This is a genomic window from Dyadobacter sp. SG02, from assembly GCF_900109045.1.
Classification (GTDB): domain Bacteria; phylum Bacteroidota; class Bacteroidia; order Cytophagales; family Spirosomataceae; genus Dyadobacter.
On record NZ_FNYL01000007.1, the window covers coordinates 292,628 to 314,187 of the forward strand.

General features: G+C 48.7%; 22 protein-coding genes. 11 read left to right on the plus strand and 11 right to left on the minus strand.

The window, feature by feature from the left end:
• The first annotated feature begins 147 nt into the window (after nt 1-147).
• Together BMW93_RS18545 and BMW93_RS18550 are read left to right on the plus strand one after the other, a co-directional pair.
• The gene (locus BMW93_RS18545) at nt 148-2,334 is read left to right on the plus strand and encodes a glutamine synthetase III (protein WP_090379544.1); all 2,187 of its coding nucleotides are present in this window, start codon (nt 148-150) and stop codon (nt 2,332-2,334) included.
• A 29-nt stretch (nt 2,335-2,363) separates the two neighbouring features.
• On the plus strand, nt 2,364-2,915 hold the full coding sequence (locus BMW93_RS18550; RefSeq protein ID WP_090379546.1) for a hypothetical protein: 552 nt from the start codon (nt 2,364-2,366) through the stop codon (nt 2,913-2,915).
• A 124-nt stretch (nt 2,916-3,039) separates the two neighbouring features.
• Here BMW93_RS18550 and BMW93_RS18555 read toward each other — a convergent pair whose 3' ends face one another.
• A complete protein-coding gene (locus BMW93_RS18555) occupies nt 3,040-4,050 on the minus strand; it encodes a glutamine synthetase beta-grasp domain-containing protein (protein WP_090379549.1) in 1,011 nt (336 codons plus the stop codon).
• Between the two features lie 394 nt (nt 4,051-4,444).
• Between BMW93_RS18555 and BMW93_RS18560 the strand changes: the two genes are divergently transcribed.
• The 3 genes from BMW93_RS18560 (at nt 4,445) to BMW93_RS18570 (ending at nt 6,754) form a co-directional block, all read left to right on the plus strand.
• Nucleotides 4,445-5,167 (plus strand): 16S rRNA (uracil(1498)-N(3))-methyltransferase, encoded by a 723-nt coding sequence (locus BMW93_RS18560; protein ID WP_090379551.1) that lies wholly within the window; start codon nt 4,445-4,447, stop codon nt 5,165-5,167.
• A 50-nt stretch (nt 5,168-5,217) separates the two neighbouring features.
• Nucleotides 5,218-5,877: a DUF4159 domain-containing protein gene (locus BMW93_RS18565; RefSeq protein WP_090379887.1), complete on the plus strand. Its 660-nt coding sequence runs from the start codon at nt 5,218-5,220 to the stop codon at nt 5,875-5,877.
• A 130-nt stretch (nt 5,878-6,007) separates the two neighbouring features.
• A complete protein-coding gene (locus BMW93_RS18570) occupies nt 6,008-6,754 on the plus strand; it encodes an acyl-CoA desaturase (protein ID WP_090379553.1) in 747 nt (248 codons plus the stop codon).
• A 443-nt stretch (nt 6,755-7,197) separates the two neighbouring features.
• Here BMW93_RS18570 and BMW93_RS18575 read toward each other — a convergent pair whose 3' ends face one another.
• The 5 genes from BMW93_RS18575 to BMW93_RS18595 all read right to left on the minus strand — a co-directional run bounded on the left by BMW93_RS18575 (nt 7,198) and on the right by BMW93_RS18595 (nt 12,433).
• Entirely contained in the window at nt 7,198-8,580 is a 1,383-nt protein-coding gene (locus tag BMW93_RS18575; protein WP_090379556.1) for a HAMP domain-containing sensor histidine kinase, read from the minus strand.
• Between the two features lie 3 nt (nt 8,581-8,583).
• Nucleotides 8,584-9,261: a response regulator transcription factor gene (locus BMW93_RS18580; RefSeq protein ID WP_090379559.1), complete on the minus strand. Its 678-nt coding sequence runs from the start codon at nt 9,259-9,261 to the stop codon at nt 8,584-8,586.
• Nucleotides 9,258-9,791, minus strand: a complete 534-nt coding sequence (locus BMW93_RS18585) for a 5' nucleotidase, NT5C type (RefSeq protein WP_090379562.1) — start codon at nt 9,789-9,791, stop codon at nt 9,258-9,260. The genes BMW93_RS18580 and BMW93_RS18585 overlap by 4 nt, the downstream gene beginning before the upstream one ends.
• Nucleotides 9,791-11,098 (minus strand): dihydrolipoamide acetyltransferase family protein, encoded by a 1,308-nt coding sequence (locus tag BMW93_RS18590; protein WP_090379565.1) that lies wholly within the window; start codon nt 11,096-11,098, stop codon nt 9,791-9,793. The genes BMW93_RS18585 and BMW93_RS18590 overlap by 1 nt, the downstream gene beginning before the upstream one ends.
• A gap of 63 nt (nt 11,099-11,161) precedes the next feature.
• Nucleotides 11,162-12,433: a competence/damage-inducible protein A gene (locus BMW93_RS18595; RefSeq protein ID WP_090379568.1), complete on the minus strand. Its 1,272-nt coding sequence runs from the start codon at nt 12,431-12,433 to the stop codon at nt 11,162-11,164.
• A gap of 107 nt (nt 12,434-12,540) precedes the next feature.
• On the opposite strand from BMW93_RS18595, the gene BMW93_RS18600 reads away from it, so the two are divergent.
• Together BMW93_RS18600 and gldC are read left to right on the plus strand one after the other, a co-directional pair.
• Nucleotides 12,541-13,266 carry a DUF4197 domain-containing protein gene (locus BMW93_RS18600; protein WP_090379570.1) on the plus strand — a complete coding sequence of 242 codons (726 nt, stop codon included), beginning with the start codon at nt 12,541-12,543 and terminating at the stop codon, nt 13,264-13,266.
• 35 nt (nt 13,267-13,301) lie between these two features.
• On the plus strand, nt 13,302-13,643 hold the full coding sequence (gene gldC, locus BMW93_RS18605) for a gliding motility protein GldC (RefSeq protein WP_019943807.1): 342 nt from the start codon (nt 13,302-13,304) through the stop codon (nt 13,641-13,643).
• A gap of 4 nt (nt 13,644-13,647) precedes the next feature.
• Here the strand turns inward: gldC and BMW93_RS18610 are convergent, their stop codons facing one another.
• Genes BMW93_RS18610 through ispG form a run of 3 tightly spaced genes read right to left on the minus strand, consistent with a single transcriptional unit; the run spans nt 13,648 to nt 16,192 of the window.
• A complete protein-coding gene (locus BMW93_RS18610) occupies nt 13,648-14,004 on the minus strand; it encodes an MmcQ/YjbR family DNA-binding protein (RefSeq protein WP_090379573.1) in 357 nt (118 codons plus the stop codon).
• Nucleotides 14,001-14,180: a DUF6728 family protein gene (locus BMW93_RS18615; RefSeq protein ID WP_090379576.1), complete on the minus strand. Its 180-nt coding sequence runs from the start codon at nt 14,178-14,180 to the stop codon at nt 14,001-14,003. The genes BMW93_RS18610 and BMW93_RS18615 overlap by 4 nt, the downstream gene beginning before the upstream one ends.
• A gap of 8 nt (nt 14,181-14,188) precedes the next feature.
• Nucleotides 14,189-16,192 (minus strand): (E)-4-hydroxy-3-methylbut-2-enyl-diphosphate synthase, encoded by a 2,004-nt coding sequence (gene ispG / locus BMW93_RS18620; RefSeq protein ID WP_090379579.1) that lies wholly within the window; start codon nt 16,190-16,192, stop codon nt 14,189-14,191.
• 319 nt (nt 16,193-16,511) lie between these two features.
• Here ispG and BMW93_RS18625 point away from each other — a divergent pair, with 319 nt between their 5' ends.
• The 4 genes from BMW93_RS18625 to BMW93_RS18640 are packed head-to-tail and all read left to right on the plus strand — an operon-like array spanning nt 16,512 to nt 19,169.
• Nucleotides 16,512-17,246, plus strand: a complete 735-nt coding sequence (locus tag BMW93_RS18625; protein WP_090379890.1) for a hypothetical protein — start codon at nt 16,512-16,514, stop codon at nt 17,244-17,246.
• Between the two features lie 5 nt (nt 17,247-17,251).
• Nucleotides 17,252-17,656 (plus strand): hypothetical protein, encoded by a 405-nt coding sequence (locus BMW93_RS18630; protein ID WP_090379582.1) that lies wholly within the window; start codon nt 17,252-17,254, stop codon nt 17,654-17,656.
• Nucleotides 17,657-17,661: 5 nt separating this feature from the next.
• Nucleotides 17,662-18,744, plus strand: a complete 1,083-nt coding sequence (locus BMW93_RS18635; protein ID WP_090379585.1) for a T9SS type A sorting domain-containing protein — start codon at nt 17,662-17,664, stop codon at nt 18,742-18,744.
• 53 nt (nt 18,745-18,797) lie between these two features.
• Nucleotides 18,798-19,169 (plus strand): hypothetical protein, encoded by a 372-nt coding sequence (locus BMW93_RS18640; RefSeq protein ID WP_143061674.1) that lies wholly within the window; start codon nt 18,798-18,800, stop codon nt 19,167-19,169.
• 38 nt (nt 19,170-19,207) lie between these two features.
• Here the strand turns inward: BMW93_RS18640 and BMW93_RS18645 are convergent, their stop codons facing one another.
• A complete protein-coding gene (locus BMW93_RS18645; protein ID WP_090379591.1) occupies nt 19,208-20,290 on the minus strand; it encodes a galactokinase family protein in 1,083 nt (360 codons plus the stop codon).
• A 4-nt stretch (nt 20,291-20,294) separates the two neighbouring features.
• Nucleotides 20,295-21,521: a sugar MFS transporter gene (locus tag BMW93_RS18650; RefSeq protein ID WP_090379593.1), complete on the minus strand. Its 1,227-nt coding sequence runs from the start codon at nt 21,519-21,521 to the stop codon at nt 20,295-20,297.
• Nucleotides 21,522-21,560 lie beyond the last annotated feature (39 nt).

Here is a 21,560-nt window from a genome sequence, read left to right on the forward strand (position 1 = left end):
GGTGTCTTTGAACAATTTGCAAAGTTCTTAAAAATGCGCTAACCTGTGGTAACCGACGGACAGCTATTATGAAAATGTAGAGAGGAATTGTGGTTCGTATCGGTAAATAAATAATTTTGGGGAGAATTAATATAAATCAATAAATACATGACGTTTCGTTCCAAAGCTTTTGAGATCGCGCAAGGCCGCGTCTCGCCTGTTTTGACCCCTCCCACAGAAAAAGTAGCCGACCTCTATGGCAGCAATACATTCAGTGATGATGTGATGAAAACCCTGCTTTCCGCAGAGGCTTATACCAAAATCTCCAACGCGATCCGCTCCGGCTCGACGATCGACCGGGAAGTGGCCGAGGAAGTGGCAGCTGCCATGAAATCGTGGGCTATTTCCAAAGGTGCGACGCACTATACCCACTGGTTCCAGCCATTGACCGGAACCACTGCCGAAAAGCACGATTCGTTCTTCGACCTGACGATGGACGGGAAAGCGGTAGAGAAATTCAAAGGTAGCGCGTTAGTGCAGCAGGAGCCGGATGCTTCCTCGTTCCCCAGCGGAGGCTTGCGCGCGACGTTCGAGGCGCGGGGCTATACCGGCTGGGACCCGAGCTCGCCGGCATTCCTGATGGATAATGGTGCAGGTGGAAAGACATTGTGTATCCCTTCAGTTTTCATTTCCTACAATGGAGAGGCATTGGATTACAAAGCGCCGCTTTTACGCTCGCTGATGATGCTCGACAAGGCCGCCACGGGCGTTTGCCAGTTCTTCAACCGCGATGTTTCCAAAGTAACACCCACGCTCGGGATCGAGCAGGAGTATTTTTTGGTCGATAAGGCGTTGTACTACGCCCGTCCCGATTTGCTAATGGCTGGCCGGACCGTTTTTGGACACAATCCTGCACGTGGCCAGCAGCTCGACGACCACTATTTCGGTTCTATTTCGCCGCGTGTGAATGCATTTATGGTGGATTTCGAATTCGAAGCGTTGAAACTCGGTATTCCGGTCCGTACCCGCCACAACGAAGTAGCGCCCGGTCAGTTCGAATGCGCACCGACGTTTGAAGAGGTTAACCTCGCTATCGACCACAATGCATTGCTGATGGATTTAATGCAAAAGATCGGCGACAAGCATAATTTCCAGGTACTGTTCCATGAAAAGCCGTTTGCGGGCATTAACGGAAGCGGAAAGCATAACAACTGGTCGCTTTCGACGGATACGGGCATTAACCTGCTCGCACCGACTTCGAAACCGAAAGAAAACCTGCGTTTCCTGACCTTCCTGATGAATGTCGTGAAAGCCGTTCACGACCACGCCGACCTGTTGCGCGCGTCCATTTCGTCCGCGGGAAACGAGCATCGCCTGGGTGCGAACGAGGCGCCGCCGTCGATCGTGTCGGTGTTCCTGGGCGGGGATTTGACCAATATGTTGGAAGAGCTCGTGAGCAAAGGGGAGATCACGCTGGAAAAAGGGGAGAACTTCTATTATAAACTGGGTATCTCCCGCATTCCCAACCTCCAACGCGACAATACCGATCGCAACCGGACGTCGCCGTTCTGTTTTACGGGAAATAAATTCGAATACCGTGCCGTAGGAAGTTCACAAAACAGCGCTTCGCCGATGATCATTCTCAATACGATCGTGGCGAACCAACTGCTCGACTTCAAACGCGAAATGGATGAGCGCCTGGCAGCAGGTGAGGAGAAGAAAGTGGCGACCGTGGAGATACTGAAACGCTATTTCCTTGAATCTAAAAATATCCTGTTTGAAGGAAACGGCTACTCGGATGAGTGGATTGAAGAAGCTGCGAATCGCGGTCTGAGCAATATCCGCGAGACTTTCGATGCATTATATGCCTACAAAACAGACAAGACCATCACGGTTTTTGAAAAAACCGGCGTGCTGAGCTCCCGCGAGCTGCACGCACGTTACGAGATCGAACTGGAAAATTATGTGAAGAAATTGCAGATCGAATCGCGGGTAATCGGTGACCTGGCATTGAACCACATTGTTTCGACGGTGGTGAAATACCAGTTCAAACTCGCGCAGACAGCCCGCTCGCTGACAGACCTCGAAATGCTTGAAGAAGCGGAGCCGATCAAGGAAATTATCCGTGACATTTCTTCACACGTGGTGGTGATCAAGAAATTGGTACATGAAATGACCGAAAGCCGCAAAAAGGCCAACAATATCGAAGAGCTTTTCGAGCGTGCCAAATGCTATGGATCGGAGGTGAAGGGCTACTTTGATCAGATCCGTTATCATGTAGACAAGCTGGAATTGTTGATCGATGATGAGGATTGGCCATTGGCGAAATACCGTGAAATGCTATTTTTGGAGTAGTTTTGCAATTGAATCAAACAACATAGCATATGAATCCCGGATTTGATCCAGAAGAAATCGCGCAGCTCAAAGCCGAATGCAAGGCCGAGAATTCGAATTTTATATATGTAGAAGACGAGTTCGAGGACGACGACGATAACAATGAGCACGCGCACGTGCAGTTTGTAGGTACTTACAAAAACCAGGAGGTTATTTTCGATGCGCTGGTTTACACATTGCGCCTGCACCACTCCACGCTCGTGTACGACGAGGCGCTGGAACGTCTGAAAAAGGAAATGCCGGGTTATTTGTCACCGGATGAGCGTCCGGCGAACTACAAGACCACCGACGAGCAGGAAGACGAAGCCGAACTGCTGCTGACGGAATTTATCGAAGAAATCGAGGAAGGGGAGGAAATCACCGTCCGCGAACATATCGAAATCGACGATCAGTTTGAATACGGCGTTGGTCTGGAAGTAGGTTTGAACAAAACGGAGATCGACGACAAGGTGATCAGCGACTTTATCAAAGCCTATACCGCAGGCAATGTAGAGCTAGATCCAACATTGTACTCCTTCACCGGCAGCGAGGACGAAGACTGATCAAAACGATAGCAATGGGAAAGCGCCTTTTTAACCGAAGGCGCTTTTTTAATGTATAATCGCTGATAAACAAAAACGGCCACCTTTTGGGGCGGCCGTTTTGGAAAATATGTTGTTCTGCGAATTAGATAGCAGATTTAACAGTCTTGATGATACGAGCTGCCACTTTGTAAGGATCAGCAGCCGAGTTTGGACGACGGTCTTCGAGGTATCCGCTCCATCCTTTTTGAGGAACCATAACAGGGATACGGATAGAAGCACCGCGGTCAGAAACACCGTAGCTGAAATCGTGGATAGAAGCAGTTTCGTGCTTTCCAGTCAAACGCAGGTGGTTATCAGCACCGTAAACTTCGATGTGCTCTTTCACTACCGGACGGAATGCTTCGCAGATTTTGTCGAAAGTAGCTTTGCTTCCGGCAGTTCTCAAAACACCGTTTGAGAAGTTAGCGTGCATACCTGAACCGTTCCAGTCGAGGTCGCCCAGGGGCTTGCAGTGCCAGTTGATAGAAACACCATATTTCTCACCGATTCTTTCGAGGAGGTAACGGCCAAGCCAGATCTGGTCACCAGCTTCTTTCGCACCTTTTGCGAAAATCTGGAATTCCCACTGTCCTGCTGCTACTTCTGCATTGATACCTTCTACATTCAAACCTGCGTCAAGGCAAACGTCAAGGTGCTCTTCGATGATCTCACGACCGTAAGCGTTTTTCGCGCCTACCGAGCAATAGTATGGTCCTTGCGGAGCAGGGTAGCCGTTAGCCGGGAAGCCAAGCGGTTTGTTAGTTTCGTTGTCCCAAAGGAAATATTCTTGCTCAAATCCGAACCAGAAGTCGTTATCGTCGTCTTCGATAGTTGCGCGTCCGTTCGATTCGTGAGCAGTTCCGTCAGCGTTCAATACCTCGCACATTACCAGGTAGCCATTTTTACGCTGTGGATCAGGAATAATGTAAACCGGTTTCAGCAAACAGTCGGAAGAACCGCCGGGAGCCTGCTCAGTTGACGAGCCATCAAACGACCACATTGCGCAATCTTCCAGTTTTCCACTAAAATCGTTTTCAATTTTGGTTTTGCTGCGTAAACTTTGGGTCGGCTTGTAGCCATCCAACCAAATATATTCCAGCTTGGACTTTGACATAATAGTACTAGATAAAGTGGTGACGAATAATTATAACGGCACAATATTAATGCAAAAATGTATTTACAAAAAATAAATGTTAGGAAAAATTAACCTTCCACAAAATATTATTGCGTTCGTGGTAGTATTGTCAGTAAAAAATGTACTTTTCTAATAAAATGAGTGTGTTTTAAAAACCGGTGTTTCGCGGGAATTTTTTGCTAAAAACTCTGAAACAGGTTGAAAATATGCCTTTGAAACTATAAAATGCCTATAATATCCTATAAACCGCGATTTTTTAATCCAGGGGCGGATAGAATTCTGCGGGGATTGTAAATTTTGTGCCGTTGCCGATATTTTGTATATTTTTGAAGGTTTCGGCACCAGTTGCTCACATTATCACAATATTGGAAAAATGCATTTGTTTTACCAGCCTGACCCTCACGTTTTTGAACTCGACGAAGAGGAAGCAAGGCATAGTTCGAAGGTTTTGAGGCTGGGTTCCGGCGAGATGATTTACGTCACAAATGGCAAAGGCCTGCTGCAAAAATGCCGGCTCAACATTCAGGGACGAAAAGTAGGGTACGAAGTGATAGAATCCAAAATGACGGAGCGCAGAAATTTCGCCGTCAATATGGCCATCGCACCCACGCGCAAGGCCGAACGGAACGAATGGATGGTGGAGAAAATGACTGAAATAGGGGTGGAGCGCATCGATTTCGTCGTGACGGAACACACCAACCCGGAGACTCTGAACCGCGTCGTGAACCTGACAAGGTTGAACCGCATTGCCGCCGCCGCCATGAAGCAGTCGCAACAATATTATATGCCCGTTATTACAGTAAATAACAAGTACAAGCCGTTTATTAAAAATGTAGCTGACGCCACTCGCCTGATTGCCTACGTCCCGGAACAAAACACGGTGGAACATGTTTTTAATAAAATAAAGAAAGGCACAGACACCACATTGCTGATCGGCCCGGAAGGCGATTTTAGCCCGAAAGAAGTAGAGCTGGCGCTGGAAAATGGTTTTCAAACGGTATCGCTGGGCCCAACACGTTTACGGACCGAAACTGCCGCTGTGGCAGGATGCCATGCGGTTAACCTGGCGCAGGTTTTGCTAATGAATTTTGAATGAATTCGGTCATTCACTCATTCGGTCATTCAATCATTCAATCATTCAAAATTATGAACGCCCGACTCCTCGTTATCGCCCTCCTGCTCTGTGCCGCCATTACGTCGCAGGGACAGTCGTCGTTGAAGATCGCCAAGCTCAAATATGGGGGCGGGGGCGATTGGTATGCCAATAAAACGTCGCTGCCTAACCTGATCAAGTTCTGCAATGCGGAGCTTAAAATGAATATTAACCCGGTTGAGGATGTGGTGGAAGTGGGTAGCCCGGACATTTTCTCCTACCCGTTTGTGCATATGACCGGGCACGGGAATGTCGTGTTCAGTGATGCCGAGGCACAAAACTTACGGAATTACCTGCTCTCGGGCGGTTTTTTGCATGTGGACGATAACTACGGCCTCGACCAGTTTATCCGACGCGAAATGAAGAAAGTTTTTCCCGAACTTTCGTTCGTAGAACTTCCCTACGACCACCAGGTTTACCATATGAAATACAACTTTCTCGATGGACTTCCGAAAGTACACGAGCACGACGGCAAGCAACCGCAGGGTTTCGGGTTGATCTGGCAGGGAAGGCTGATCTGCTATTACAGCTATGAAACCGATCTGGGTAACGGCTGGGAGGATCAGAGTGTGTACAACGACCCCGAAGAAATGCGCCGCAAAGCGCTGCAAATGGGTGCAAACCTCCTCAGCTACGCATTCATGATCGAGTAGGCAGGCGGCGGCCGGAATGCCGGTAAGTTCTATGGCTATATTCCAAATTTAGTTTGGGAAATTTCGGTTTTCTAACCTTTCGCACTTACTTTTGTACAAAGTTTAGCATATTAAAATTTTCCGCCGTTCCATGTATATAGTCCTGATTGTATTTGTTGTACATTGGTATTTGTCACTATTCTGTCAAACCTTTTTCCTGCACCGCTATTCCGCTCATAAGATGTTCATTATGAGCAAGCCGTGGGAACGGTTCTTCTATTTGCTCACCTATCTTTCACAAGGTTCTTCTTACCTGAGCCCACGTGCGTATGCGATCCTGCACCGCATGCACCACGCGTTCAGCGATACCGATAAAGACCCGCATTCTCCGCACCATACCAAAAACGTGTTTACGATGATGTGGGAAACCAAGAACATTTACAATGCCGTATTGAACCGCAAACGCGCGATCGAAAACCGCTTCGAGCGCAATTATCCGGAATGGAGGTTGATCGAAAAACTGGGTGATTCTTGGATTTCGAGAGCGGGCTGGGCTGTTTTGTACATCGTGTTCTATGTGCTGGCTTACATCTACCTGGATATGCACTGGGCGTTCTTCTTCCTGCTGCCGATCCACTTCCTGATGGGCCCGATCCACGGAGCGATCGTCAACTGGAGCGGACACAAATATGGTTACCAGAACTTCGATAACGACGATAAATCCAAAAACTCGCTGATCTTCGATTTCCTGATGATGGGAGAGCTTTTCCAGAACAACCACCACAAACGCCCGAATTCGATCAACTTCGGTTCGAAATGGTTCGAAGTAGATCCGACCTACCCGGTGATCAAGCTGCTGAACCGGTTGAAGATTATCGAGATCCGAAAGAAGCACTAAGGCTTGATGTTCTGATCGTTTAGTGTTCAGGTATTGTCACGTGTGGTCGGGTGTTGTCAAGTTTAGTCAGGTGTAGTCACGTGTTGTCAAGTTTAGTCACGTATTGTCAGGTAGTCAGAGATAGTCATTGATAGAGTGGGAGGAGAATTTGGTCGGTCGGCCAATTTCTCCCCTCTTTTTTTTATCCCAACCTACACCTGACCAAACGTGACAATACCTGACCAAACTTGACCACACCTGACAATACCTGACTACACTTGACAATACCTGACCACACGTGACAAAAAAATAGGCAGACGTGAATGACGCCTGCCTATTTGCTTATTAACACCACAAAAAATGAAATCCTTTGTATTTGCCAACTTGCGGTTGTTTCGCCCTGTCGACAATACAAATAAGATCAACAATACTTAAAAAGGCGTTAATAAAAAGTTAGAATTTGCTTAAAGGCGTAAAAAAATCAGGCGGAAAGTCGTGCCCTTGGGAATATTCGATTGAATGCTGACGCTGCCGTTGTGCAGCTTGACGATACGCTCCACCAGCGAGAGCCCGATGCCATAGCCTTTGATATTCGCCGTGTTGTCGGACCGGTAGAATGGCTGGAAAACGAGGCCCTTGTCCTTATCCGGAATTCCCTTTCCATTGTCGGAAAACGTAAGCCCCAGCTGCCCGCGTGACGGGTGCAGCGAAACGCTTACCGTGTTATCCTCCGAGAACTTGCACGCATTGTCCATCAGGTTCAGGAAGGCGGTTTTGAGCAACGTCGAATTGCCGGTGATTTCGAGCCAGGTATCATCTTCCGGGAGCTCGTCGAAGTTGAGTTGAATGTTATAGGCCGGATTCGCTTCCGCAAGGTTCATACGGCAGTCGAGCAGGAGATCGTCTACGCGGATAAGCTCGGTAAGGAGGTCGCGCTGGTCTTCACTTACCTTGGCGAGTTCGAGTAATGTGTTCGAAAGCTGGCCCAGCTCCTGGATATCTTCCAATACCGAGCGGATCGTCATCTGGTATTCGAATGCGTTCCGCTCTTTCAGCATACTTACTTCCAATTGCGATTTGATCTTCGTGAGCGGGTTTTTCAGCTCGTGCGATACGTTTGCAACGAATATCTTTTGCATTTGAAATGCCGTTTCAATGCGGTCGAGAAGTTTGTTGAATGTGACCGTTAACCGTCCGATCTCGTCCTTCTGGTTGGGTACATTGAGGCGGGTATCGAGTTTTTGCGGCAGAATGCCTTCCACCGCATTCATTACCTTCGAAATGGGCCTTAATGCACGCTTGGAGAATATCCAGCCTACAATAGCGACGACGAACGTCACGATCAGGTACAGTACCGTCAGCAGTGTTTTCAGGTTCGAAAGATTGGCTTGCCCGTACAAATCCTTCGCGCCGAGCATTACGACGGCTTTATTGAAGGGATATTTGTAGTAAAGTCCCACCACTTTATAGTCGCCGTCGTCGTACCGGATCTGCCCGGCTTTGCGGATTTCGTCGAGCCAGTAGTTCGAAACGTGCAATGCTTTCAGCTGCGGGGTCGTGGAATTGCTGTAAATGAGGCGGTTCTTCTCGTCGAAAATGAAGATATTCTCGTCGTAGATCAGGTCGCGATTGGTTTCGTCGAGGGCTTTCAATACTTCCGCATTGATGAGCGGAACCTGTACTTTTAGCAACAGCTCTGCTTGCGACTTCGCCTTGGAACGCAGCCGGTCGTAAAAATCCTCGGTAACATTATAATAGGTAAAAAAGTAGACGGCCAGAAAGGTGACCAGCAAAATACCGCTTACCAGCAAGGAAAACTGAACCGTAAGTCGGGTGCGGATTTGCATAACCTATTCTACTTTGAGCACATAACCCATTCCAAACTGCGTGTGGATGAGTTTCACGGGATAATCTTTGTCGATCTTCTTGCGAAGGTAATTTACATATACTTCAATCACATTGGTGCCCGTGTCGAAACCAATGTCCCAGACCTGCTCGGCAATCTCGACCTTTGAGATAACCCGACCCTGGTTGCGGATCAAATACACGAGCAGGTTAAATTCCCGCGCCGTCAGATTGATCTTGTTACCCGAACGATAAACAGTTTTAGCATCGAGCGAAACTTCCAGGTCGGCAAATTTCAATACCTGCGCGGTATGAGAAACCGTCGAGCCGCGCTTCGTGAGCGCACGTACGCGTGCGAGCAGTTCTTTAAATTCAAATGGTTTAACAAGATAATCATCCGCACCGGCGTCGAGCCCTGTTACTTTGTCGTCGGTAGTGCCAAGGGCTGTGAGCATTAATATCGGCGTATCATCGCCCCAGCTGCGGATTTCGCGGCAAAGTTCAATTCCATTGATGCCTGGAATGATAATGTCGCTGATAATCAGCTGATAAATATTGCTGCGTGCCAGCTGTTTGCCGATCAGCCCGTCGTAGGCGATATCTACTTCATATCCATTCTCTTCCAGCCCCTGCCGTATCGACTGCAATGTTTTTGGCTCGTCCTCTATCAGTAACAGTTTCATACGCTGTGCAAAAATAATTCCGACACTTCCTTCCAGTTCGAAACGCGCTTGTAGGCCGTTTCGCGGAGGTTGTGTGGAGATGAAAATAGAATGCCTTTGCCTTTAAATGCCGCCAGATTACGCACATGGTCGTCGATCAGGTAGTCCGACTGGATAATGCTTTTGTATCCGCAGAAAACTACATTGGTCCACGGGATAAATGGAAAGTGCTTTTTAAGCCAATCAAACTTGTCGCGGAACGAATTCGGGAATTCCATGCAGGCCGTCGCTACGAACAGCTCATAGTATTTCGAAAGTCTGTGAACCGTGTCGATGGCCCCTTCTTTCACCCCGATATCCGCGAAAAAGCCCGGCGTATCCATGATCCTGTGCAGCTTCGAGAGCTGTTTCGGATGTAGTAATTCCCTCAAACCCTTGGCCTGGAAGTCCTCGCGGTTCAAGGTGGTCGAAAAGTCGGCGAGGACAATGTCGACCAGCTTTTCGTGGGTATTCGCCAGCACATCGTCCATGTCGAGGGTCAATCTCAGCATCAGATTATCGTTCGGCTAATGTCGAAGTTTTCGAGGTAATCGTTCACACGTTTCAGGAACAAGCCACCCAGCGAGCCGTCCACCACGCGGTGGTCGTATGAATGCGAGACGAACATCATGCTGCGGATACCTAACAGGTCTCCCTGCGGCGTTTCGATCACGGCAGGCTTCTTTTTGATCGCCCCGAATGCCATAATCGCCACCTGTGGTTGCACGATAATCGGCGTGCCCATCAGATTCGCAAATGCACCGATGTTGGAAACGGTGTAGGTTCCTCCGGCGAGATCATCGGCTTTGAGGCGGTTCTCACGTGCGCGCTTCGCGAGGTCGTTCACCTTGCGCGCGAGGCCCGGCAGGTCATAGCGGTCGGCATTATGGATCACCGGCACGATCAGATTACCATCCGGCAGCGCCACAGCCATTCCTATATTAATGTCTTTCTTCTTGATGATCTTGTCCCCTTCGACCGAAATATTGATCATCGGGTAATCCCTGATGGCTTTGACAACCGCCTCGATCAGGATGGGGGTGAACGTAATGCTGTCGCCGGTTTTCTTGCGGTACTCGGCCTTTACATGCTCGCGCCAGCCCACCACCGGTGTCATATCCGTTTCGATGAATGAGGTCACGTGCGCCGAAATCCGCTTCGACTCCACCATCCGCTGGGAAATCATCTTCCGCATGCGGTCCATTTCGATGATCTCGTTGCTGCCGTTCAGCGAAGTAGCGGGAGCAGGCGCAATCGCAGGCCCTTTTGTGCGACGATGTTCGACATAGGAAAGTATATCGTCCTTCGTCACCCGGTTTTCAAGCCCCGTTCCTTTAATTACTTTCAATTCGTCCACCGGAATTTGTTCCTGGCGCGCGATGCTGAGCACCAACGGCGAATAGAAAGAATTGACCGATGCATTAGCCGGTGCATATTCGTAAACTACCTCCGGCGTTCTGCTTACAGCCGTTTGAAAGTCCTTTTCAAGCACTGCCGCAGTGGCTGCCACCGCCTCTTCTGCCTCTTCTTCAACCCCTACTAACAGCGGCGCACCGGCATCCTGGGCCACCACGTCGTCGGCTACTTCAATCTGCGCCACCGCGCTGCCGATCGGCACGACGTCGTTTACTTGGACGAGCCATTTGGTGAGTGTTCCCTCGTAAGGGCAGGGGACTTCGGTATCTACTTTATCGGTAGCAACTTCGAGGATGGAGTCATCGATCCGCACTTTCGCGCCCTCTTCTGCAAGCAGGTGTAGCACGGTGCATTCCATGATGCTTTCCCCCATCGGAGGCATTACCATTTCAACTATTTTCATAAATGGTGTTTTTTCGAAGGTAAGGAAAACGTGCGTTTGTTACCTCCATGGCCTGATCTTCGTTTACCCTTTAACCGTAAGAGAGGTTTTCAAAATGGTTTTTCTCAGCAGGTTAAGTGCGTAAGAGCAGGTGAGTTCTATATTGATTTTTCTGTTGTTCCTTAATGTCAGCAACTGGGTAAATGTCTCCTCGGGCGTAGCGCATGCTATCCACACGGTGCCCACGGGCTTTTCGGGTGTACCGCCGTCGGGGCCCGCAATACCCGTCGTGGAAATGGCGAATGTCGTATTCAGCACGCGCCGGGCCCCTTCGGCCATTTCGCGGGCGGTTTGTTCGCTTACCGCGCCGTAGGCTTCCAGCGTTTTGGGCGATACGCCCAGGATATTCATTTTAACGGCATTACTATAACTTACTACCGAGCCTTCGTAATAGCGCGATGATCCCGGAATGCTGGTAATCTGGTTGGCTACATAACCTCCGGTGCAACTTTCGGCGGTCGCTATGGTCGCATTGTTGTTCACAAGCAATGTCCCGATCACCGTTTCCAGTTCATCCGAATCATAGCCGAAAACATGCTCTTCGATCAGCGGTAATACTAATGCGACTTGTTCGGCGAGTTCTTTTTCCAAAACCTCCTGATCCGTTCCGGTGCCGGTAAGCCTGAGCCTCACCTGCCCGAAATGCGGCAAATAGGCGAGTTTGATATGCGAAGGTAATGCATCTTCCCATGCCGAAATTTTCTCCGCAAGAAATGACTCGCCGATGCCGATGGTCCGGATGGATTTATGTTGAATAATATGGGTCGAAAACCGGGCTTTCAATCTCGGCAGGATTTCAAACTCCATTAAACTCTTCATTTCATAAGGCACGCCGGGCAACGAAACGTAAATGACCCCGTCCTTTTCGAACCACATACCGGGAGCCGTCCCCCAGAGGTTTGGAATGTAGGTACAGTTTTTGGGAAGTGCCGCCTGCTGGATATTCATCTCGGTCATGGCACGTCCGCGTTTTGCGAAAAACTCGGTGATCAATGCAAGTGCTTCCTCGTTGATTTCCAGCTCGGTACCGAAATATTCGCAGAAGGTGTGCTTGGTAATGTCGTCGCGCGTGGGCCCGAGGCCTCCTGTCACGATCACGACGTCCACGCGCTGGCTCGCCTGCGTGAAAGCGTCGAGAATGTCCTGCCTGTTGTCACCAACGGATGTTTTCCTTGCCGGACGGATACCGATGTCAGTCAGTTGGGTGCCAATCCATTGTGTATTCGTATCGACGATCTGACCAAAAAGAATCTCGTCACCGATCGTGATTATTTCAGCCCTGGCAGAGGAAATCATAGGTTTAGAACAGGTTTAATGGGACTGTTATTTTCCCAAAAATAAGTAAAATTAATCGTTATTGAGTACGTTTGAACCGTAGTGAAATAATAACAAACTCTATTGTAATGAAATACAAAATCCTTTCGTTAACGCTGTTTTGGCTCATTTTAGGACACACTTCACAGGCTCAGTTCAACCTCGGAAAACTGCTTGGAAAAGGGAGTGGCAAGAGTGGCGGACTCAGTGAGAATGAGATCGTTCTGGGTCTGAAAGAGGCATTGAACGTGGGCATCAGCAACGGTTCGGAATCGGCTTCCAGGGTGGACGGGTTCTTCAAAAACGAACTGATTAAGATAGCGGTACCGCCGGAAGCTCAAAAAGTAGCGGATGCGTTGCGTAAAATGGGTTTGGGGGCTGAGGTCGATAAATTTACATTGTCGCTCAACCGCGCGGCCGAAGATGCCGCCAAGAAATCCAAACCGATTTTTGTCAAGGCGATCACGTCCATGACCGTTCCCGACGCGTTGGGCATTCTAAAAGGCCAGGACGACGCGGCGACGCAGTATTTGAAAAAATCGACCAACGATGAGCTTTTCAAAACGTTTTTCCCCGTGGTCGACAGCACATTGAACCTCAACAAGGCCACGGAATACTACGCCGACATCGTCAAAACCTACAACCAGATTCCGCTGGTTAAAAAGGTAAACCCCGATTTGAAAGCGTACGCAACGCAAAAGACAATCGACGGTATGTACGTACTGATTGCGCAAGAGGAAAAGAAAATTCGCGAGAATCCGGGTGCGCGGGTGACTGATTTGCTGAAAAAAGTGTTCAGTCAGGCAGGCAAGTGAGTTTTGCTTACTTTTGTAAAAATTAACACCTCAATATGAAAAAGTCAGAAATACATTTCACCGTTGAACTCGACGAAAAAAATATACCGGAGAAGATCTTTTGGGATGCGACCGACAACCCTAACGAGGGTATCAACGACACGCGCGCGATCGCGATCGGTGTTTGGGACCATTACCACCGCGGAACACTGAAAATCGACCTCTGGACAAAGGATATGGAGGTTTTTGAAATGAAGCGCTTCTACATCGAACTCATGAGCGGCATTGCGGATACCCTGCTCACCGCCACCAACGATCGCAGCATGGCTGATTTGATCGAAGGGGTTTGCGATACGTTGAGCAAGCGTTTGGATGAGGAGATGAAAGCAGCGAAATAGCGGTCTATTGGTTCCTTAATTCCTCTTGCGCTCTTTTCGGTAAACTCGCTACCACCAGGTCGTAGGAGTCTTTTACCCAGCCAAATAGCTCTTCGCTCGGAATGCTGCCCGTTACGTACACGGTATTCCAGTGTTTTTTATTCATATGATATCCCGGCTTCACGTCGGGATATTTTTCTCTCAGCTCTTCCGCTTTTTCCGGGTCGCATTTCGCATTGAACGAATGCTGCGGCGTATCCAGCGGCGTGAGCAGGAATACCTTTCCCAGCACTTTAAAAACCAGCGTATCCGGACCGAATGGTAATTCTTCCGTTACACCGGGTAATTTGAGGCAGTAATCCCGCAGTGTTTCGAGGTTCATCGTGTTAAGGCTCTGACGATCATGATGATGACACAAATCAAAAACATGACGATCGAGATGCGGTTGATCCCGTGCATCATGCGCAGATTGAACGAATCGGGGTTATTCGGGTCGCGCTTTTTGAAGACGCGGATGAAGTAGGAAAACACCTCACCCAGTTGAAAGTATTTTTTCATTGTATTTGTTAAACCAAAATTTCACGTTCCTCCGGCTCAATCCACCGGCCGTCTTCCCGGATCAGTTCGATCAGCTCTTCCACCGCTTTGGACGAATGCACCGACCGCTTGATCACTTCCTGTCCCCGGTACAAGGCAATTTTATCCTTGCCCATACCCACGTAACCATAGTCGGCATCCGCCATTTCGCCCGGACCGTTCACGATACAGCCCATAATGCCGATTTTGACACCTTTCAAATGCTCCGTATGCTTTCGGATCATCGCCGTCGTTTCCTGTAAATCAAATAATGTGCGACCACAGGAAGGGCAGGAGATGTATTCTGTTTTCGACATCCGCGTGCGCGCGGCCTGCAAGATACCGAATGCAATGCTGTTATAGGAAGCTGCTGCTTTCAATTTCTCCGCGTGCTCCGTACCGTCCGCAGATTCAGGTGAAAGTAACGTTCCGTCACCGAAACCGTCCACCAGCAAACCGCCAATGTCTGTTGCGGAGTACAATGTGAGCTTGTCGCCAAGGTCTGTTCCATAGCTCCGGTTGATAACTACCGGCACTTTGATGTGCAGTTCCGTCAGTTTATAAAAGAACCGCCGCATTTCCGGCATCGCGTGCGCATTGTGCGTGTGTAGCACGAGCACGACATTGTTTTTGTCGGCAATCGCATTCAGAAATGCATCGTCGAATGCGTGGATATCTCCTTTGATAAAATTGAGTTCGGGAGAAATATCGGTCGCCGCGGTCCATTCCGCTACATCCAATAGCGGGAATTTATTGTGCTTTTCGGCATGAACCTGCCATTGGGCATGGTCGAGGATCTCGCGCAGGCCATTTGGCAACATAAAAGGCACCGGTTTTTGACCTGTGTAAATGAAATCGGCTCCCTGGTCGTTCATAGCCCATTTGTCAGGAACCGGCAGGAAAAAATGCCCGATACTTTTCAGGTCTTCGAGTTGCTGAACCTCAATATCTGAATAATCGGCGATCACTCTTGGTACATTCAAATGACCGATATTATAAACTTCCCGCGTATCGCGCCGGGTATATTGGAACGGGTTGATCGGACAATGGTCGATCGGTTCGATAGGCGCATGCATCGCACGCGATGTGTACCGCTCGATCAGCGCGCGGGCCACGGGCGCTTCTTTTTCAGGCGCCTCAGTCAACGAAACGCGCACCGTATCGCCCAGGCCGTCTTCCAGCAAAGTACCAATCCCGACCGCCGACTTAATGCGGCCGTCCTCTGCCTCTCCGGCCTCGGTAACTCCCAAATGCAGCGGGTAGGGCTTCAAACCTTCTTCATCCAGCCGTTGCACCAGCAAGCGATAGGCTTCAACCATCACCTGGGTGTTGCTGGATTTCATCGACAATGCGATGTTATAGTAATTCAACTCTTCACAAATCCGTAAAAATTCCAGCGCCGACTCCACCATACCCAGCGGCGTATCGCCATAACGGCTTAGAATGCGGTCCGAAAGCGAGCCGTGGTTGGTGCCTATGCGCATGGCCGTGCCATATTCCTTGCAAATTTTCACCAGCGGAATGAACTTCTCCCGGATCCTTTCCAGCTCGGCAGCATAGGAGGCATCGGTATAATCGATTACCTCGAAACGCTTGCGATCGGCATAGTTACCGGGGTTGATGCGCACCTTTTCAACGATGCGGGCGGCCAATTCGGCGGCATTGGGTGTAAAATGGATATCGGCGATCAAAGGCACCTGAATGCCCAGCTTATGCAATCCATTACGAATATTTTCGAGATTCTGGGCCTCTTTCACGCTCGGCGCCGTAATGCGCACATACTCGCAACCGGAATCTACCATCCGGATCACCTCGTCGATCGATCCCTGCGTATCCATCGTATCGACGGTCGTCATCGACTGCACGCGGATCGGGTAATCGGAGCCCATCGGCACGCCGCCAATGTTGATGGAAATCGTCTTGCGCCGTTCATAGGCCGTTAGCGACGGGCAGTAAATATTGGTTTTTTGTTCAGAAGCTGTGATCACGGTCATTGAATGGTCAATATCGACAAAGGTCTTAAAACTAAAACACAATTGGAATGCCAATGGTGCATTTTTCCATTGCCGCCTGGCGGTTTGTAACCATTGCTTGACGTGTAGTAGGTCTTCAACTCGGTTACCGTTCCCATATTAATCCCAGCCGGTTATTCATTGCTTATCAAAATGGTTATGTTTTGTATTTGAAAAGTCAAATATTTGCTCCCGCTACCCCGATTGCTAACAGGAAAAATTATCACTCAATGTTCCCGGTAACAGCCGCCCGGAAGTGCGGCTTCTGCATGCATTTATTCACCATGTAAACCAGGACAATATGACGAAAGCCAGTTTATGTTTAATGATCGTAATACTTTCATTCGACGCATCGGGGCAGGCACTATTACGCTGGAACTACCCGTGCAAACCCGGCACCGAATGCTGGAATGCATTGACGTCCGTCGGAGAACGACAGGAAGCCTGCCAGATCAAAGGAATTGATCTGAGCACTTTGAGTACCGAAGAATTGCTGCTGATTACAATGGAGCACCCGTTTTTTCGGAGCTACATCGCACACGACGGTCCGATCGAGGGTTTGGGTTTCGCATTGGAGGGTTTCAACGGCCTTGCGGAGTTCAAACGACGGCCGGATGCGATGAAGGCGCTGCGCGATGTCTATTTCAGGGAGGACTTCAACACGATCCTGGCAATGCCAGACAGTGCTCAAATGGGAGCTTATTCGCTGAAATGGATAGGAGCAGAGCTGATCATGGGCGACGAAGCGCTATTGAACCAGATGTCGTCCGACGAGAAAGCCGGATTTTTGAAGCGCTTGCATTCGCAGTTGCTTGTTAAGCAAAAGTACAGCATTGTTTTTGGCGGCATTTCGGACGCTGTCAGCGCCTACATCTTTTACAAGGTGATGAAGACCTTGAATGTGAATGTCCTGGAAAATGCATTCAGCCAGCAAAGTGCCGATCAATTTCGGAACAGATTGATTGTCAGGGATGCCGATGAGCTGGAAAGGCTGCTTGCAAAGTTTGAAGAATTTGTCAGAAACATTAAAAACTAAAAGTCATGAAAACATTTAAAATTCTCCATGGAAATCAAAACCTCGGTGTAAGCCGGTTATTGGCTGTTCTAATTTTATCGATCCTTTTGTTCGGTGAATCTTGCGATCAAAGAGAAATAAAGGAGTACGAGCCGGGTGGTTCGTGCTTCACGAAAGAGTTTCTGGAAAATGAACCTTGGGTGAAAGATCAACTGGCATTTTTTCAAATGCCCAGACAGGGTGCATTACGTGTGGCCGTTTACCGGTACCGCGGTCAGGATTTTCTTGCATTTGAAAATCCATCCCTTTCGTCTCCGATGTCTTACATATTTAGCTGTCAGGGAAAGAAAATTGAAGAATTGGGTATTTGGTATGAAGAATTCTACGGTGGTAACGAATTGCTGGCAGTTGTACTGGAAGCTAAATATTGATCAATATGAGATACTTTACAGCATTCGCCTTATTTGCTGGGTTCTTTATGTCGGGGGCCCGGGCACAAGTTAACACTCCTAATGGCGTACAGGTGCCGCCTGCTGCATTATTTACATATCTGGATGCTTGGCCAAATACAAATGCACAACTACAATCATTTCAAAATGACATCAAAAACGGTTTTTACGGACCTAGCTGCATTGTATTGAACGACTATACCAGGCAATACAATTGTCATGGTTATGCTTGGCACGTATCTACGGGTGGCAATCAAATCGGAATCAAGGCCGATGCCGGAGGTGTGACACCTTATGTTGCCGGAGTGAATCCAAGTTACACGCAGACAAGTTACAACGGAACGGCAGGGAAGTTGCGCGTACGGTATTCGGGTGACCATTCGGCGGTTACAACTTATGATCTGGGAAAATTCATTTCAAAGTGGGGCGCAGGCCCGTTGGTCAAGCACAATACTGGTGACGTTCCGCCAGGTTACGGAGTGCCTGCGTCTTACTGGACGTGTAAATACGCTCCGCCCTTGACAAGCGTCTACCTGGACGGTAACCTCATTTCCGGTAGCTTCCAAAACACCACCTGGGGTTCGCATAATATGCAGATTTTCTGGGGACTCGACCCGGATACGGGGCCGACATTCAGTTCTACGGCCGGAAGTACGATTGTCAACAATCAGAGCTCCGGAACAGTGAATTTTGCTTTTAATGGCCCTTCCAACAATGGCGGCCTTTCAATAGCATTCTGCGGTGCGCCGAGGTATTCGTTTACATTCTTTAAACTGAGCGGCGCGAAAATGCAGGTGTATCCTAATCCCGCTAAGGACGAGGATGTGGTTACCATTTCGTCAGACTCCGGCGAGGATATTCAAGCGGTCAATATGGATAATCAAGTTAATAGAATAGCTAGAATTTGCCTGTCAGATGAAAGGCAACGGGTTCTGCAAGACTACCTGCCAAATACAGAAGGCAACGTCACGACTGTGAAATTGAATGCCGGTTTGAAGGGGACTTACTTCTTAAAGGCAACTTTCGAGGATGGTACGGTACAGACGAAACGGATTCTAATCGGGAAATGAGGGAGTCTGCAATGGAAAAGTCGATGAATTTGCCACTTAAAACCTAACCAGCCATGAACAAAACAACAGCTCGGATAAAGATGCCCATCATATTAATGTGTACGTTGCTGGCAGCCATTGCATGCGTAGAAAATGACGGTTTCGAGTACATTGGGCAACCCTGTTTTACGAAAGAATCATTAGAAACGGTTCCATGGATCGTCGACCACTTGACAAAATATACCTTACCGAACGGAGGAGGATATCATGCCGAAGTCTACATTTATCACGACCAACAATTTTTGGCGATAACGACGCCATTCGGCTGTACGCCACTCGGGCACGTCTTCAACTGTGCGGGCGTGCCGCTGGATTCATTGGAAATCGATTATATTGATTTCCAGAATAATAGGAAGCTTGCCGCGGTTTTGACCGGGCCGAAATAATAGAAGGCGAATAGCGACCAAGCGCCCCGGATCGAAGCTTATCCTTCAATCCGGGTGCCTTCGTCCACTGTAATGATATAGCTCTTCCCACCTTCGCGTTCGATGGCTTCGGCCACTTCTTGTGCATGTGTAGGCGCGTAGGCGAACATGCAGCCGCCCCCGCCTGAGCCGTTGATCTTGCCGCCTAATGCGCCGGCACCGAGTGCGGCGTTCATCATGCGTTCAATTTTCGGGGTGGAGGTGCGTTTGTGGTCGCGGAGGTTTTGGTAATGCTTGTAGAGCAGGCTACCGAAATGCTTGTCGAAATGCTCACTGGCGTGGTTTTCGGCGCTGTCGATCAGGAGTGCTTTGCCTTCCACCAGAATGTCGCGGTCTTCGATGTTGGCGTTCAAAAGGCCTAGCTGGTCGTTGGATAGCACTGATTTGTAATCTGCCAATTTTTCGATCGGTGTCGTGAAAATAGAGAAAGAGGGATCGTAATCGGTTACGATTTTGATTACATCCTCCATTCCATACCGACAGCGGGCTATAATGCCCAGCGTATCTTTCGGTTCCAGCGAGTCTCCAAGGACGAATGTGCCGAGTTTAGGAGTTAATGCCTCCACTTTGATGACAGGCGTAGATTCGAGGTAAATGACATTACCAATGGCCGTGGAATAATTGTCCATCATCCCGCCCGGCTCCCCGAATTCGAGCACTTCGGCCGCATTGGCGATTTCCCCGAGTTCTTTTTTGGAAAAATTCAGCGGATTATCGCTTAGCTGATCCAGAAATTTCGCCCAGGAGACGATCAGCGCAGAGGAGCTGGATGTCCCTGAATTGATGGGGATATTGCCGTGAATAGTGGCTTCGAAACCTTTCGAGAATGTCAGTCCCTTTCTTTTAACCACATTAATCGTGCTGCGGAAATAGTCGCGCGGCTTGATGTATGGAAAAGTCGTATCCAGGGAAAATTCTTCTGTGGAGCCCAGATCGGGCAAGTGCAATACTATTTTTTGATCATCGCGATAACCACCGTCAACGCTAATCCTACGCGATATGGCCGCCGCGATCACGGGGAGCCCCAGGTAATCCTGGTGTTCCCCGAAAAAGCAAATGCGGCCGGGAGTTGAAATCCTCATTGAACTACCAGCTTTTCTTTTTGTGGCCTACGAGACCGAAATAAAGTATAAAGATATATAGAGGAATCATAATCCAGTAAGCGTGCTGCGTACTTTGAATCGAATCAGCAATTCTACCATAGGCAACAGGAATGATAGCTCCTCCGGAAATACCCATAACCAGGAGCGCCGAGCCGATTTTGGTGAATTTTCCAAGGCCATGCAGCGCCAAAGGCCATAGAGCGGGCCAAATTACGGCATTTGCAAACCCAGCGATGGCCAAACAAATAATTGAAGTAAACCCGGGAGAGTAAATTGCAAACAATGCTGCTACCATTCCCAAGATTGCGCTAAATATGAGATAGGCTTGCTGGGAAACGAATTTTGGGATTAAAACGATTCCTAGAAAGTAGCCAATCAGCATTCCGACAAGTGGGTAAGTTCCGAAGAAACTTGCTTCGGTTTCCGGGAATCCTAATGAAACTCCGTATGTAATAATTGTATCCGCGGCCAAAACCTCCACGCCTACGTAACAGAAAATTGCAAGCACACCCAGTACCAGGTTCGGATATTTCAAAACGCTTGATTTTTCGACATTTACATGGCTTCCTGCCTCGCTCGAATCCTCTTCTTCTTCCTCACTTACCTCTGTCAATCCTTTTGAGAATTTGATTAACAAAGCAAGGCCGATAAGAATCGCGGTAAGTATCATATAGGGCATTGCAACTTTATCAAGTTCTTCTTTTGGATCAGAAGATGTCGCTCCCGCTAGTAAAATTTTACCGATTACAATCTGACTAATAATACCAGCGCCTTTATTGGCAATACCCATAATACTGATCCGCTGCGCAGCGCTTTCGCGTGGCCCGAGGATCGTAGCATAAGGGTTGGAAGCGGTTTGTAGTACGGTAAGTCCGATACCGATCGTGAACAAACCGACCAGGAACAGCGGATAAGAAGCCATTTCCGCAGCCGGGATAAAAATCAGCGTACCCACGGCCATTACGCCCAATGCGAGCGACATACCGTTTTTAAAACCGGTTTTTTTCAAAACCATCGAACACGGGATCGCCATGACGGTGTAGGAAATGAAAAACGCGAACGTAACCAGGTAGGAACTGGTGTTGTCGAGTGAGAATGCTTTTTTAAAGAAGGTGATCAGTGTTCCGTTAACCCATGTGACGAAACCCATCACAAAGAATAGAATGCCGATAATGAAGAGGGGACCCAGGTAACTGTTCTTTTTGCTCATTTAAGTCGTATTGGATTAGGTTGTTCGGGTTATTTGTCT

Bases quoted from the DNA above. Each gene is read 5' to 3' on its own strand.
- BMW93_RS18545 (WP_090379544.1), top strand. From the start codon at position 148: ATGACGTTTCGTTCCAAAGCTTTTGAGATCGCGCAAGGCCGCGTCTCG.
- BMW93_RS18550 (WP_090379546.1), top strand. From the start codon at position 2,364: ATGAATCCCGGATTTGATCCAGAAGAAATCGCGCAGCTCAAAGCCGAA.
- BMW93_RS18555 (WP_090379549.1), bottom strand. From the start codon at position 4,050: ATGTCAAAGTCCAAGCTGGAATATATTTGGTTGGATGGCTACAAGCCG.
- BMW93_RS18560 (WP_090379551.1), top strand. From the start codon at position 4,445: ATGCATTTGTTTTACCAGCCTGACCCTCACGTTTTTGAACTCGACGAA.
- BMW93_RS18565 (WP_090379887.1), top strand. From the start codon at position 5,218: ATGAACGCCCGACTCCTCGTTATCGCCCTCCTGCTCTGTGCCGCCATT.
- BMW93_RS18570 (WP_090379553.1), top strand. From the start codon at position 6,008: ATGTATATAGTCCTGATTGTATTTGTTGTACATTGGTATTTGTCACTA.
- BMW93_RS18575 (WP_090379556.1), bottom strand. From the start codon at position 8,580: ATGCAAATCCGCACCCGACTTACGGTTCAGTTTTCCTTGCTGGTAAGC.
- BMW93_RS18580 (WP_090379559.1), bottom strand. From the start codon at position 9,261: ATGAAACTGTTACTGATAGAGGACGAGCCAAAAACATTGCAGTCGATA.
- BMW93_RS18585 (WP_090379562.1), bottom strand. From the start codon at position 9,791: ATGCTGAGATTGACCCTCGACATGGACGATGTGCTGGCGAATACCCAC.
- BMW93_RS18590 (WP_090379565.1), bottom strand. From the start codon at position 11,098: ATGAAAATAGTTGAAATGGTAATGCCTCCGATGGGGGAAAGCATCATG.
- BMW93_RS18595 (WP_090379568.1), bottom strand. From the start codon at position 12,433: ATGATTTCCTCTGCCAGGGCTGAAATAATCACGATCGGTGACGAGATT.
- BMW93_RS18600 (WP_090379570.1), top strand. From the start codon at position 12,541: ATGAAATACAAAATCCTTTCGTTAACGCTGTTTTGGCTCATTTTAGGA.
- gldC (WP_019943807.1), top strand. From the start codon at position 13,302: ATGAAAAAGTCAGAAATACATTTCACCGTTGAACTCGACGAAAAAAAT.
- BMW93_RS18610 (WP_090379573.1), bottom strand. From the start codon at position 14,004: ATGAACCTCGAAACACTGCGGGATTACTGCCTCAAATTACCCGGTGTA.
- BMW93_RS18615 (WP_090379576.1), bottom strand. From the start codon at position 14,180: ATGAAAAAATACTTTCAACTGGGTGAGGTGTTTTCCTACTTCATCCGC.
- ispG (WP_090379579.1), bottom strand. From the start codon at position 16,192: ATGACCGTGATCACAGCTTCTGAACAAAAAACCAATATTTACTGCCCG.
- BMW93_RS18625 (WP_090379890.1), top strand. From the start codon at position 16,512: ATGACGAAAGCCAGTTTATGTTTAATGATCGTAATACTTTCATTCGAC.
- BMW93_RS18630 (WP_090379582.1), top strand. From the start codon at position 17,252: ATGAAAACATTTAAAATTCTCCATGGAAATCAAAACCTCGGTGTAAGC.
- BMW93_RS18635 (WP_090379585.1), top strand. From the start codon at position 17,662: ATGAGATACTTTACAGCATTCGCCTTATTTGCTGGGTTCTTTATGTCG.
- BMW93_RS18640 (WP_143061674.1), top strand. From the start codon at position 18,798: ATGAACAAAACAACAGCTCGGATAAAGATGCCCATCATATTAATGTGT.
- BMW93_RS18645 (WP_090379591.1), bottom strand. From the start codon at position 20,290: ATGAGGATTTCAACTCCCGGCCGCATTTGCTTTTTCGGGGAACACCAG.
- BMW93_RS18650 (WP_090379593.1), bottom strand. From the start codon at position 21,521: ATGAGCAAAAAGAACAGTTACCTGGGTCCCCTCTTCATTATCGGCATT.